This is a genomic window from Roseateles sp. T103, from assembly GCF_057219915.1.
This window is the reverse complement of the sequence record NZ_JBXVVS010000005.1, coordinates 182,441-195,631: the sequence shown is the minus strand read 5'-3', so window position 1 is coordinate 195,631 and position 13,191 is coordinate 182,441. Positions and strand designations below refer to the sequence as shown.

The window sequence follows — 13,191 nt, the reverse complement described above, 5'->3', positions numbered from 1 at the left end:
GCCGCCCGCCTGTCCTGCGGCGCCGCATGCTGACCCTGCTGCTGGGCTGCGCGCTGGGCGCCACCGCGTCTGCGCAGCAGGCGGGTCCGGTGACCGCGGCGGACCCGGCGCTCAAGCTCAAGCCTTCGCGTCTGCTGACGCGGCCCGCAGGCGATGCTGCTGCCGCCGCCAAGCCGGCGCTGGTGCTGCAGGCGCGCCGCATCGAAGGCCAGGTGGACCAGACCGCCAAGGCTGAGGGCGAGGCCGAGCTGCGCTACGGCGAGCTGCTGCTGCGAGCCGATCGCGTCAGCTACGACATCGTCAACGACTCGGCGCTGGCCAGTGGCCATGTCGAGATCAGCCGTGCCGGCAACACCGTGCGCGGGCCTCAGCTGCAGCTGTTTGTCGATCGCTTCGAGGGCGAGTTCGTGAAGCCCGAGTACTTCTTCTCGCTCACTGGCGCCGGCGGCCAGGCGGCGAGCCTGAAGTTCCTCGGCGACAAGAGGATGCGCGCCGACGCCGCCACCTACAGCAGCTGTCCGGCCGTGGAGGGCGAGGCCGAACCGGCCTGGCAACTCAGCGCCAGCCGCCTGGACATGGACATGGAGTCGGGTGAGGGTCGGGCCGTGGGCGCGGTGCTGCGCTTCCAGGGCGTGCCTATCCTGGCCGCACCGGCGCTGAGCTTTCCCTTGAGCGGTCAGCGCAAGTCAGGCTGGCTGCCGCCCAATATCGGGCTGGACAACCGCAGCGGCTTCGAGTTTGGCCTGCCCTACTACTGGAACCTGGCGCCGCAGCGCGACATGACGCTGACGCCCTTCGTGATGACGCGCCGTGGCGCGGGGCTGGACAGCGAGTTCCGCTATCTGGAGCCGCGCCACCGTGGCGAGCTGCGCCTGGCCTGGCTGCCTAACGACAGTGTGACGCGCAGCTCCCGTTGGGCTGCGGATCTGCGCAATGACGGTGAGCTGCTGCCGGGCTGGGCGTACCGGCTGCGTGCCGAGCAGGTGTCGGACGACGAGTACTGGAAGGACTTGCCCCGACGGATTGCCAGTGCCACGCCGCGCCTGCTGGCCAGCGATCTGCAGCTCGAGCGCCGCCGGGAGCTGAGCTGGGGCGAGGCGCGTCTTTATGCCCGTGCACAGCGCTGGCAGGCGCTGCAGGGCCTGGATCCGGCGACGCAGTTTCTCACCCCCTACCAGCGCTCGCCGCAGCTGGGCGTTCAGCTCGCGAGCCAGGGCGAGGAAGGCCAGCTTGCCGGCTACCTGCCTTGGGGACGGCGCGGTCGCCTGGAGGGCGCGCTGGAGCTGGAGTACAACCGTTTCGATCTGTCCGGGTCGGCGCATGCCGCGCAGACGCTGACCGGCCAGCGCGCGCACCTGCTCGGCCATGTCAGCCTGCCCATCGGCGGCGCAGCCTGGTGGCTGACGCCCAAGCTCTATGTCAATGCGGCAAGCTACCGGCTGGACCAGCCGATGACGGATGGGCGTACCTCGGCGGCGCGCAGCGTGCCCGGCTTCAGTCTGGATCATGGCTGGGTGTTCGAGCGCGAGGCCTCGCTGTTCGGCCGGGCGCTGCTGCAGACGCTGGAGCCGCGGCTGATGTACGTGAACACGGTCTACCGCGACCAGAGCCGGCTGCCCAATTTCGACGCCACGCCCAAGGACTTCACCTTCGACACCATCTACACGGAGAACCAGTTCTCCGGCGTGGATCGCGTCTCCGACGCGCACCAGCTGACCGTGGGCGCGGTGTCGCGCTGGCTGGATGCCAACCAGGGCGACGAGCTGCTGCGCCTGGGCTTGGTGCAGCGTGTGCGCTTCAGCGAGCAGCGCATCACGCCCGAGGGCGCGCCCAATGATCAGCGCCTCTCCGATCTGTTGCTGCTCGGTGCGGTGCATGTGGGCTCGCGCTGGTGGTTCGAAGGCTCGATGCAGGTCGACTCGGACAGCGCCGCGGTGGTGCGCACGGTGCTGCGTGCACGCTTTGCGCCAGGCCCGCTGCGCACTGTGAGCACGGCCTACCGGTTGGCTCGCGGGCAAAGCGAGCAGGTCGAGCTGGCCTGGCAGTGGCCGCTGTTCGGCGGCCGCGACGGTGGCGCCCGCGCTGGCGCCGCATCGGGCAGCAGCTGCAGCGGCGCCTGGTACAGCGCCGGGCGTCTGCAGTACAGCCTGCGCGACAGCCGCTTCTCGGATTCGCTGCTGGGCCTGGAGTACGACGCCGGCTGCTGGATCCTGCGCGTCGGCGCCGAGCGGCTGTCCACCGGCCGCAGCGAGACCAACACGCGCCTGTTGCTGCAGCTGGAGCTGGTGGGCCTGTCGCGGCTGGGCTCCAATGCGCTGCAGGTCCTGAGGGACAATATCCCGGCTTACCGGCCGCTGAGCTCGGAACGCTCGAACCTTCTCAATGCCTCCTATGACTGAACCGCTGCTTCCCCGTTCCCTGGCCCTGGCTTGCGCGCTCAGCGCCGCTCTGAGCACTTCCGCAGCCCTGGCGCAGAGCGGCGGCGCAGCGGCGGGCACCTTGCGCCCTGGCGATCACATCGCCGCGGTGGTCAATCAGGATGTGGTGGCCGCCAGCGAGCTGGCTTCGCGTACCGAGCGGCTGCGTGCCGAGGCGCGTCAGCGCGGCGAGAGTGTCGACATCGAGCAGCTGCGCAAGCAGGCGCTGGAGGCGCTGATCGAGGACCGTGTGCTCGTCACCACCGCGCGCGAATTCGGCAGCAAGGTTGACGAGGCCGAGCTGGACCGCGTTGTCGCGAATGTGGCGCAGCAGAACCGCCTCACCCAGGAGCAGCTGCTCGAGCGGCTCAAGGCCGAGGGCATCGACTACCGACGCTTCCGCGAGAACCTGCGCGACCAGATCATGACCGAGCGTCTGCGCGAACGTGAGGTGGTCGGCCGTATCCGCGTCACCGATGGCGAGATCGACAACTATCTCGAGGAGCAGCGCGCCCGACAGGCCGGCAACCCGCAGCTCAATATCGCGCAGGTGTTGGTCGGCGTGCCGGAAGGCGCCAGCGATGCCGTGGTGGCCGAGCGCCGTGCGCGGGCCGAGGCTGCGCTGGCACGCATCAAGGGCGGCGAGGACTTCGCCAAGGTGGCGCGCGAGATCTCCGAGGACGGCAACAAGGAGCGCGGCGGCGAGATCGGTCTGCGCCAGGCCGACCGGCTGCCGGACGTTTTCGTCGACGTGGTGCGTCCGCTGAAGGACGGCGAGGTGGCCACAAACCTGCTGCGCACTGGCGCGGGCTTCCATGTCCTCAAGCTGGTCCAGCGCGTGGCACCTGCGGCAGCGAGCAACACGGTGGTGCAGACGCGGGCCCGGCACATCCTGCTGCGGCCCTCGGCCCAGCTCAGCGCCGAAGTGGCGGCGCGTCGCCTGGCCGAGTTCAAGCGCGCGGTCGAGAGCGGCCGCGCCAGCTTCGAGCAGCTGGCCAAGGAGAACTCCGAGGATGGCAGTGCCCAGGATGGCGGCGAACTCGGCTGGACCTCGCCGGGCGGCTTCGTGCCCGAGTTCGAGGAGGCGATGAACGCGCTGCCGATCAACGGCATTTCGCAGCCGGTCGTGTCGCGCTTCGGTCTGCATCTGATCCAGGTGCTGGAGCGGCGGCAGGTCGAGGCCGATCCGCGCCAGCTGCGCGAGCAGGCGCGCAATGCGCTGCGCGAGCGCAAGTACGAGGAGGCCTACCAGGAGTGGGTCAAGGAGCTGCGGTCGCGCGCATTCGTCGAGTTGCGCGAATGGCAGTGAGCCGCGCCGCCGGAACGCGCCGAGGCTGACATGGCTGCAGGTACGCCGCATCGCGCGCGCAAGCGCTTCGGCCAGCATTTCCTCACTGACCGCGCCGTCATCGACGCGATCATCGACGCCATAGACCCGCGCGAGGGCGAGGCGCTGGTGGAGATCGGGCCAGGTCTGGGTGCGATGACCTTGCCCTTGCTGGCGCGCATTCCGCAGCTCACCGTGATCGAACTGGATCGTGACCTGGCTGCCCGGCTGCGGCAGCGCCAGGGCCTGATGGTGGTCGAATCCGACGTGCTCAAGGTGGACTTCGCCGCACTCGCGGCCGAGCGTGGCCAGAAGCTGCGCGTGGTCGGCAATCTGCCCTACAACATCTCCACGCCCATCCTCTTCCACCTGCTGGGCTTCGTCGACCATGTGGTCGACCAGCACTTCATGCTGCAGAAGGAAGTGGTCGACCGCATGGCAGCGGAGCCGGGTGGCAAGGACTACGGACGCCTGTCGGTGATGCTGCAGTGGCGCTACCGCATCGAGTCGGTGCTGGATGTGCCGCCGGACGCTTTCGACCCGCCGCCGCGCGTGGACTCGGCGGTGGTGCGCATGCTGCCCCATGCGGAGCCGGCACTCTTGGATGCGACGCTGCTGGAGGAGTTGGTGGCCTCGGCCTTCTCGCAGCGGCGCAAGCTGCTGCGGCACAGCCTGGGCCGCTGGCTCGAGGCGCGCGGCTATGCCGGCGACTTCGATCTGCAGCGCCGTGCCGAGGAAGTGCCGGTCGAGGAGTACGTCGGTCTGGCCCGGCAGCTGGGCTGAACGCAACAGGCCGGCTGGATGCAAGAAAAGAGAAGAGGCCCCGCGGGGCCTCTTCGTCATTGGCGCATCGATTGGACGCTCAAGCGGCGTTGAGCCACATCGAGGTATCGAAGGCGCTGCACATCATCGGCATGTTCATGCCGAAGTTCGCATTGGCTGCAGCTTTGCTCGTCTTTGCTGCCGGCTTGCTCTCGCTGCTGGGGGCCACTTCAGTAGCCCGCTCCCATGACCCGTTTTCTTGGGAGCGGGCTACTGAAAAGAATAGAAACACCTGAACTGGACCCGCCTGTCGGCCCAGTAGTCGGCCGCATCGCGGAAGACATCGAGCAACTGCTCGCGCGCCTCGCGGTCGAAACGCAGGTTGTCGGGCAACTGCTCCAGCACGACGACGAAGCCCGGCTGAGCGCCCGACTTGTGCACCAGATCGGTCAGGCAGTCATGCAGCGCGTCCAGGTTCTTGCCGAAGTGCGCAGGGAAGAGGAAGGATTGAGCAATGCTCTCCAGCACTTCCTGCTTGGATTGGCAGTTGTTCAGATTGGCATAGAGGAAATGATGCCCTGCCTCCTGGGCGGCCCGCATCAGATCCTCCACCCGGTAGGCCCGAATGGCCTGCACGATATTGGGACGGACGGTCTGCAAAAGCATTGTCGCAATCCTCCTAGTAGTTTCTCGATCTCGCCGCCGCCGACTCACGGTGCGATGCGTTTGAAGCTCGCATAGTGGTCGTCGGTGTAGTAACACGCCTCAGGTTGGGTCGGAGGCTTTCCGCCGCACACGATGCGCCGGGCGCCGCGATTGCGCGCCCTCGGCGTTTTCACCGTGTACTCGCGGTAGTAACCCCTGGCTTTGATTGGCAGCAGGCGCTCGCGATTGCCGAAGACCGTGCCGTCCTTCTGGTAGGGGAACGGGCCGCCTTCAAGAATGAGGCGGTGGGTCTCCTGCGCTTCGCGCGGCAGGGCTGCCAAGGCCACCGTGTCTTGATCTGCTGGCGATCCCTTGGCTTCCACCGAGGCGCCGGATCCTAGCGCCGCAAGCAGCGCAATTGCAGAACCTATTTGCCGCCAAGATGGCCACTTCGGTGACCGATCAAGCAAGAACACGGGTTTACCCTGAATTTTGAAAGCAGAATGGTACCGAATGGGCCGCGAAATCTCAAGCGGCGGCAAACCCCGTGAGGGCTTTGAAGGGCTTGGTTAGTGTGCGCACACAGTTGTGGAAATCAAACTGGCAAGCAGCTTGATGGGCCGGCAGCTAGCGGCCGTGAGCCTTTACAAACTTTTGTAAGCGCTGATTTGCGGGGGCTTGTGACTGCACCTCATTGGGGCGCGCCGAAAGCAGCGAGCCGGCCATCAGGCCGGCTCGCTGTGCCCGGGTCCTGGCTGCCTAGTGGCGTGCCGCGTTGGCGTCGGCGACCGTCAGGGCCGTCATGTTGACGATGCGCCGCACCGTGGCCGATGGGGTCAGCACATGCACCGGCTTGGCGGCGCCGAGCAGCACCGGGCCAATGGCGATGCCGCCGCCGGCTGCCGTCTTGAGCAGGTTGTAGGAGATGTTGGCGGCGTCGATATTGGGCAGCACCAGCAGGTTGGCTTCGCCAGATAGCGTCGAGCGTGGCATCAGCTGGGCCCGGTAGGCCGCATCGAGCGCGGTGTCGCCATGCATCTCGCCGTCGATCTCCAGCCAGGGGGCACGCTGCTGCACCAAGGCCAGGGCCTCACGCATCTTCACCGCCGAGGGCTGGTTGCTCGAGCCGAAGTTGCTGTGCGAGAGCAGGGCCGCCTTCGGGCGGATGCCGAAGCGCATCAGCTCTTCCGCGGCCATCACAGTGATCTCTGCCAGCTGCTCGGCCGTCGGGTCGTAGTTGACATGCGTGTCCACCAGGAAGACCTGGCGACCCGGCAGGATCAGCCCGTTCATGCAGGCGTAGTTGCTGACCCCGGCACGCTTGCCGATCACCTGATCGATGTACTGCAGGTGCATGGCCGTGTTGCTCCAGGTGCCGCACAGCATGCCGTCGACCTCGCCCTTGTGCAGCAGCATGCAGCCGATCAGCGTGAGGCGGCGGCGCATCTCGATCTTGGCCAGCTGCTCGGTCACGCCCTTGCGGTCGGTCATGCGGTGGTAGGTCTGCCAGAAGTCGCGGTAGCGGTGATCCTGCTCGACGTTGACGATGTCGTAGTCGCGGCCTTCCTGCAGACGCAGACCGAAGCGCTCGCAGCGCTCGGCGATCACCGCGGGCCTGCCGATCAGCGTCGGGCGTGCCAGGCCCTCGTCAACGACGATCTGCACCGCACGCAGCACGCGCTCCTCTTCGCCCTCGGCATAGGCGACGCGCTTGTTCTTGGCGCGCTTGGCCTGGGTGAAGATCGGCTTCATCGTCGTGCCCGAGGCGTAGACGAAGCTCTGCAGCTTCTCTCGGTAGGCCGCCATGTCCGCGATGGGCCGCGAGGCCACACCGGAGTCTTGGGCCGCCTGCGCCACCGCCGGTGCGATCTTCATCATCAGCCGCGGGTCGAAGGGCTTGGGAATCAGGTACTCGGGCCCGAAGCTCAGGGTGGCACCAGCATAGGCTGCGGCCACCACCTCGCTCTGCTCGGCCTGGGCCAGCTCGGCGATGGCGTGAACCGCGGCGATCTCCATCTCGTCGGTGATCGTGGTGGCGCCGCTGTCCAGCGCGCCGCGGAAGATGTAGGGGAAGCACAGGACGTTGTTGACCTGGTTCGGGTAGTCGGTGCGGCCGGTGGCCATCACGGCGTCGTCGCGCACCGCCTTCACCTCTTCCGGCAGGATCTCCGGCGTCGGGTTGGCCAGCGCAAAGATCAGCGGCTTGGCCGCCATGCTGGCCACCATGTCCGCCTTCAACACGCCACCGGCCGACAGGCCCAGGAACACATCGGCGCCGGCGATCGCCTCGCGCAGCGTGCGCATCTCTGTCTTCTGTGCGAACACCGCCTTGTCCGGGTCCATCAGCTCGACGCGGCCTTCGTAGACCAGGCCGGCCAGATCGGTCACCCAGATGTTCTCGCGCGGCAGGCCCAGCTTGACCAGCAGCTGCAGGCAGGCCAACGCTGCCGCACCCGCACCAGAGGTCACCAGCTTGACCTGCTTGATGTCCTTGCCCAGGACCTTCAGACCGTTGAGCAGCGCCGCGCCGACCACGATGGCCGTCCCGTGCTGGTCGTCGTGGAAGACCGGGATCTTCATGCGCTCGCGCAGCTTGCGCTCCACGTAGAAGCAGTCCGGCGCCTTGATGTCTTCGAGGTTGATGCCGCCGAACGTAGGCTCCAGCGCTGCGATCACGTCCACCAGCTTGTCCAGGTCGCGCTCCTGGATCTCCAGGTCGAACACATCGATGCCGGCGAACTTCTTGAACAGCACGCCCTTGCCTTCCATCACCGGCTTGGAGGCCAGCGGGCCGATGTCGCCCAGGCCCAGCACCGCGGTGCCGTTGGTTACCACCGCGACCAGATTGCCGCGCGAGGTGTAGCGGAAGGCGTTGGCCGGATCGGCCACGATCTCCTCGCAGGCGGCGGCCACGCCGGGCGAATAGGCCAGCGCCAGATCGCGCTGGTTGACCAGCTGCTTGGTCGGCGCGATGGCGATCTTTCCAGGAGTGGGGAGCTCGTGATACTCGAGCGCGGCCTGGCGCAACTGGGCGCGTTTCTGTTCGGGGGTGAGCATGGTGTGATTCTGCGGGAGCCGCGGGACTGCGGAGCGATTTTAGGTTCGCATTTCGCATTGCGTTCATCGGTTTCATTAAATGAAGCGGTTGAGCCGCACTATCCGTGTGCCGCCTGACGGCTGATTTGCGGCGCGATACGCGAAACTGCGCAGCGCGCCGCCGCCCTGGCGCCGCATACTGCGCCCGCCGATGAACTCACCCACCAGCTTCGACCGCTTTCTGCCGCTGCGCAGTGCCAGGCCCTGGCGGCGCTGGCGCCGTGCGCTGCTGTGGGGGGCGCTGGTGGGGCTGCTGGCGGTGGTGCAGACGCTGCTGGTCTGGCTGACGCTCAACTACGAGGCTGCGCGCGCCCAGGAGCAGGCGGAGCAGAGCGCAGGCGAAGTGGCGGCACGGGCCAAGCAGCAGGCCGGCCGCGAGCTGCAGGCCTTGCAGGGCCTGCTCTGGGAGGCCGTCGACGAGAGCCGCTGGCTGACCGATGCGGCGACGCTGCTGCGCCAATCGCGCGGCCTGCTGCGTGTCGAGTACCGCGATGCCGAGCGGCATGTGCAGCTGGCGGTCGACTCGCCCTACTCGCCGCCGCTGTTCAACCGCATCCGCCGCGAGCAACTGCAGCTCGAGACCGAGCTGGCCTGCGTGGCTTCGTTGCGCCAGGGTGCGCAGCTGTACTCGCGCAGCTACTTCGTGCCGCTGTCCGGCGGCGATGGCCTCGAGGTCGCCGACCTGTGCCTGCCGCGCCAGCGTGCCGGTGAGGTCGAAGGCTTCATCGTCGCGACCGTGGGGCTGCGCCAGCTGCTCGAAGATGCGGTCACGCCCGAGTTGGCGCGCAGGCACGAGATCAGCTTCGTCGAAGGCGACGGCACGCGTCTGGCCAGAGCCGGCCTGGTGCGGGGTGCTGGTCACTACGTGGCCGATCGCGTCGTCGACCTCCCCGGGCTGACGCTGCAACTGCGCGTCAACAGCGCCGCCGGGGCCCCCAAGCTGATTCCCAACCTGACCACTGCGCTGGTGCTGGGCCTGTCGCTGGCCCTCTTCGCGGTGGTGCTGCTGCTGGCGCGGGATGTGCGTCGCCGCGCCAAGGCCGAGGCGGCATTGGCCGAAGCACTGGCCTTCAGGCAAGCGATGGAAAACTCGCTGATCACCGGCCTGCGCGCGCGCGACATGGACGGCAACATCACCTATGTGAACCCGGCCTTCTGCGCCATCGTCGGCTTCACGCCTGAAGAACTGCTGGGCCAGCCGGTGCCGCCCTACTGGCCGCCCGAGTTCATCGCCGAGTACCAGCGCCGCCATCGCGAGCGCCGCGAACGCGGCGGCCTGATCCCCGAGCAGCGTCAGGGCTTCGAGACCGTGTTCATGCGCAAGAACGGCGAGCGTTTCCCGGTGCTGATCTTCGAGGCGCCGCTGCAGAATGCCCAGGGTCAGCAGGCGGGGTGGATGAGCGCGGTGCTGGATGTCAGCGCGCAGCGCCGCGTCGAGGAACTCTCGCGCCAGCAGCAGGACCGCCTGCAGGCCACGGCGCGTCTGGCCACGGTCGGCGAGATGGCCTCGCTGCTCAGCCACGAGTTGAACCAGCCGCTGGCCGCAATCGCCAGCTATGCCACGGCCTCGCTGAACCTGGTCACGCGCGAAGCGCACGATCCGCAGACGCCGGCGATGGTGCGCCAGGCGCTGATGCGCATCGCCGAGCAGGCCGAGCGTGCCGGCCGCGTGATCCGCAGCGTGCACGACTTCGTGCGCCGCCGCGACCAGTCGCGCGAGGCCATAGGCGTGGACCAGCTCTTCGACGCTGTCCTGCCGCTGGTGCGGCTGCAGGCGCGCAAGAGCGGCGCGCGCATCGACGTGGAGCTGCCCGACCCGCCGCCGCGCGTGCGCTGCGACCGCACCATGGTCGAACAGGTGCTGCTGAACCTCAGCCGCAACGGCATCCAGGCCATGGACGTGGCCACGCCGCTGGCGGATCGGGTGCTGACGCTGCGTGTCACGCAGAGCTCGCCACGCTGGGTGACCATCGCGGTGATCGACCGTGGTCCCGGCATCCCCGAGGCGGTGGCCAGGCAGCTGTTCACGCCCTTCTTCACTACGCGTAGCGAAGGCATGGGCTTGGGCCTGAGCCTGTGCCGCACGGTGGTGGAACAGCACGGCGGCGCAATCGACTTCGAGAGCCGCACCGAAGCCGGCAGCCCCGGCGCGGGCACGGGCACCGCGTTCCGCTTCACGCTGCCGGCCGATAACATGCCTGCACCGGGCACAACCGAGACATCCTCTTCGCCATGACGCTCAACCGCAACGCGCTGCCCATGGTCTATCTGGTCGACGACGAAGACGTCGTGCGCGACGCGCTGACCTGGCTGCTGCGCTCGCGTCGCCTGCTCTCCGAGGCCTATGCCAGTGCCGAGGATTTCGAGGCCATGCTCGACGCGCGGCCCAACCGCGGCCGCGGCTGGCCCGATGCGCCGTCCTGTCTGCTGCTGGACGTGCGCATGCCCGGCATGAGCGGGCTGGCGCTGTTCGAGCGCCTGATCGAGCGCGGCCTGGGTGACGTGCTGCCGGTGATCTTCCTCACCGGCCATGGCGACGTGCCCACCGCCGTTTCCACCGTCAAGCGCGGCGCCTTCGACTTCGTCGAGAAGCCCTTCTCCGACAACAGCCTGGTGGACCGTGTCGAGCAGGCGCTCAAGCTCAGCGAGCAAGCCATCGAAGCGCGCGCCCAACTGGGCCAGCGCGCGCAGCGCATGGCCGAGCTGACCGACCGCGAGCGCGAAGTGATGGCCCTGGTGGTGCAGGGCCTGCCGAACAAGCTGATCGCCGACCAGCTCAACATCAGCGTGCGCACCGTCGAGGTCCACCGTGCACGCGTCTTCGAGAAGATGAACGTGAAGTCGGCGGTGGAGCTGTCGAACCTGCTGCGGGGCGATTGAGTCAATCGCCGAGGGCGATCTCGCCCGCCAACGTCACATCGTCCAGCGTGGCCGGCCGCGCATAGTCGGCCAGTACCCAGGCGCGGGCATCGTCATCGGCCGCATCGGCCAGCAGCTCGCCCAGCACGCGTGCCGAGCGCATGTCGATGGCCGCAAAAGGTACGTCCAGCAGCGTGATTGCTGCGCCGCTGGCCGCCGCGCCCACCAGGCCCAGCTTGCGCCGGCTGCCGGCAGAGAGCATGTACATCGGCTTGTCCAGATGCTCGCCCAGCGCGAAGGCCTGCACCAGCGCGGCCTGCAACGCATCGTTCCAGCGCGCATCAGTCGATCCGGCGCGCCGCTCATCCAGCCACGCACGCGCCACCCGCTGGTCGTGCACCGCATCGGCCGGCTGCTCCAGCCACACGCTCAGGCCCTGAGCACGCGCCACCGCGGCGATCAGGCGCAGCAGGCTGCTCTTGCCGCGTCCCTCGCCACCGCTGATGAAGGTCAGGCCTGGCCGCAGCGCGAAGCTCAGCGGCGCGTCCTGGCCGGGGCAGCGCAGCGCGCTGAACGCGATGATCGTTTGGGCATTGCTGTTGCTGCTGTTCATGCTCATGCCGACGCTGCCTCCGCCGTGAAGCCGAACAGCGCCGCCGCCCGCTCGCGCGCCTTGGCCGGCACGCTGCCGGCCAGTGCCAGCGCGGGCTTCTTGATCGACTCTTCGCCCGAGGCGCCGCTCTGCATCGCCGCAAAAGTCGCGGCGATCTGCGCCGGCGTCACCGCCTGCAGCTGCGCGATCCAGTCCCGGGTCTCGCGCAGTCGGCCGAAGCAAAAAAGATCCTGCGCTGCCGCCTCCAGCCGACGCGCCGGCTGTTCCTGCGAGCGCAGCGCGCGCACGATCAGCTGCTTGCGCGCACGCTCCAGCGCGATGCGGTCGCCGGCGCCGCCCCCGGTGCCGTCCGCATGGCGCTGTAGCAGCGCATGCACCGCATCCAGCAGCTCGATGGCCTGCTCCGGCGCGGTGGACGCATCGATGACGAACTGCCCGCCGTGCGGCCAAATGTCGGCCGCGCACCCGGCCTGGTAGGCCAGGCCGCGGCGCTCGCGGATCTCGTCCAGCAGCGGCGAGCTCATGCCCTCGCCCAGCATTGCCGCGGCCAGCACATGCGGCGCGGTGGCCGCCTCGCCCGCGGGCAGCGCCGGCGCCGCAAAGCCCAGCACCAGTTGCGTCTGCCCGCTGCCCGCCAGGCGCCGCGTCTTCAGCCCGCCCAGCCAGGCGGGCGTGTCCACGCGGTTGGCCTCGCCGGGGTGCATCGCGCCGAAGCCGGTGTCGTGCTGCAGCTGCCGTTCCAGCGCGGCGAACATCGCTTCGTCCACCGGCCCGGCCACGGCGACCACCACATTGCGCGCCGTGTACTGCCGCTGCACATAGGCCAGCAGGTCCTCGCGCTTGAAGCGCCGGATATTGGCGCGCGTGCCGATGATGGGCCGCCCGGCCGGGTGCGCGCTGCCGTAGCAGGCCGCGTCGAAAAGGCGGAACGCCAGCGAGGCCGGGTCTTCCTCGTACTCGGCATATTCCTGCTCGATCACGCGCAGCTCGCGCGCCAGCTCGTCCTCGGGAAAGCTCGGGTTCAGCACGATGTCGGCCAGCAGCGCGACGAAGGCCGGCAGATCCTGCGGCAGCCCCTCGATATGGAAGGCCGTGTGGTCCTTGTCGGTGTGCGCATTCATCTCGGCGCCCAGCGCCTCGGCTTCCAGATTGATGCGCTGGCAGTCCCGCGTGGCCGTGCCCTTGAAGGCCATGTGCTCCACCACATGGCTGATGCCATTGAGCCGCGCCGAACTCTCGTGCAGGCTGCCGGTGCGCACGAACACGCTCAAGCTCACCGTGGCCCGCCAGGGCATGGGGATGGCGACGAGGCGCAGGCCGTTGGGGAGCGTGGCGAAGAGCGGCGGCGCAGCGGACGAGGAGGAGAGGCGGGAATCCAAGGCGATTGAGCGTGCAGAAGCGGACGATGAGTGAGGCTCGCTAGTGTCGCCGCTCCGGCGTCAGCCGTCCCGCCCTGCCGCCAAGGTCCACAA

At 68.4% G+C, this 13,191-nt stretch carries 11 protein-coding genes; 6 read left to right on the top strand and 5 right to left on the bottom strand.

Annotation, left to right across the window (positions count from 1 at the left end; all coding sequences use genetic code 11):
• Nucleotides 1-26 precede the first annotated feature (26 nt).
• The 4 genes from AC2EBS_RS15365 (at nt 27) to AC2EBS_RS15350 (ending at nt 4,802) form a co-directional block, all read left to right on the top strand.
• Nucleotides 27-2,399, top strand: a complete 2,373-nt coding sequence (locus AC2EBS_RS15365) for an LPS-assembly protein LptD (RefSeq protein ID WP_484729311.1) — start codon at nt 27-29, stop codon at nt 2,397-2,399.
• Nucleotides 2,392-3,726 carry a peptidylprolyl isomerase gene (locus tag AC2EBS_RS15360; RefSeq protein WP_484729310.1) on the top strand — a complete coding sequence of 445 codons (1,335 nt, stop codon included), beginning with the start codon at nt 2,392-2,394 and terminating at the stop codon, nt 3,724-3,726. The genes AC2EBS_RS15365 and AC2EBS_RS15360 overlap by 8 nt, the downstream gene beginning before the upstream one ends.
• Before the next feature lie 30 nt (nt 3,727-3,756).
• A complete protein-coding gene (gene rsmA, locus AC2EBS_RS15355) occupies nt 3,757-4,527 on the top strand; it encodes a 16S rRNA (adenine(1518)-N(6)/adenine(1519)-N(6))-dimethyltransferase RsmA (protein WP_484729309.1) in 771 nt (256 codons plus the stop codon).
• A gap of 89 nt (nt 4,528-4,616) precedes the next feature.
• Nucleotides 4,617-4,802 carry a hypothetical protein gene (locus AC2EBS_RS15350; protein WP_484729308.1) on the top strand — a complete coding sequence of 62 codons (186 nt, stop codon included), beginning with the start codon at nt 4,617-4,619 and terminating at the stop codon, nt 4,800-4,802.
• Here AC2EBS_RS15350 and AC2EBS_RS15345 read toward each other — a convergent pair.
• The 3 genes from AC2EBS_RS15345 to AC2EBS_RS15335 all read right to left on the bottom strand — a co-directional run bounded on the left by AC2EBS_RS15345 (nt 4,777) and on the right by AC2EBS_RS15335 (nt 8,208).
• The gene (locus tag AC2EBS_RS15345) at nt 4,777-5,172 is read right to left on the bottom strand and encodes a barstar family protein (protein WP_484729307.1); all 396 of its coding nucleotides are present in this window, start codon (nt 5,170-5,172) and stop codon (nt 4,777-4,779) included. The two genes, AC2EBS_RS15350 and AC2EBS_RS15345, sit on opposite strands and share 26 nt — an antisense overlap.
• 44 nt (nt 5,173-5,216) lie before the next feature.
• On the bottom strand, nt 5,217-5,564 hold the full coding sequence (locus AC2EBS_RS15340) for a guanyl-specific ribonuclease (protein WP_484729456.1): 348 nt from the start codon (nt 5,562-5,564) through the stop codon (nt 5,217-5,219).
• 346 nt (nt 5,565-5,910) lie between these two features.
• The gene (locus AC2EBS_RS15335) at nt 5,911-8,208 is read right to left on the bottom strand and encodes an NADP-dependent malic enzyme (protein WP_484729306.1); all 2,298 of its coding nucleotides are present in this window, start codon (nt 8,206-8,208) and stop codon (nt 5,911-5,913) included.
• Between the two features lie 190 nt (nt 8,209-8,398).
• Between AC2EBS_RS15335 and AC2EBS_RS15330 the strand changes: the two genes are divergently transcribed.
• Entirely contained in the window at nt 8,399-10,483 is a 2,085-nt protein-coding gene (locus AC2EBS_RS15330) for an ATP-binding protein (protein WP_484729305.1), read from the top strand.
• Nucleotides 10,480-11,127, top strand: a complete 648-nt coding sequence (locus tag AC2EBS_RS15325) for a response regulator transcription factor (protein WP_484729304.1) — start codon at nt 10,480-10,482, stop codon at nt 11,125-11,127. The genes AC2EBS_RS15330 and AC2EBS_RS15325 overlap by 4 nt, the downstream gene beginning before the upstream one ends.
• Before the next feature lies 1 nt (nt 11,128).
• Here the strand turns inward: AC2EBS_RS15325 and AC2EBS_RS15320 are convergent, their stop codons facing one another.
• Nucleotides 11,129-11,725 carry an ABC transporter ATP-binding protein gene (locus AC2EBS_RS15320; RefSeq protein WP_484729303.1) on the bottom strand — a complete coding sequence of 199 codons (597 nt, stop codon included), beginning with the start codon at nt 11,723-11,725 and terminating at the stop codon, nt 11,129-11,131.
• A complete protein-coding gene (locus AC2EBS_RS15315) occupies nt 11,722-13,098 on the bottom strand; it encodes a M16 family metallopeptidase (RefSeq protein ID WP_484729302.1) in 1,377 nt (458 codons plus the stop codon). The genes AC2EBS_RS15320 and AC2EBS_RS15315 overlap by 4 nt, the downstream gene beginning before the upstream one ends.
• Between the last annotated feature and the right edge of the window lie 93 nt (nt 13,099-13,191).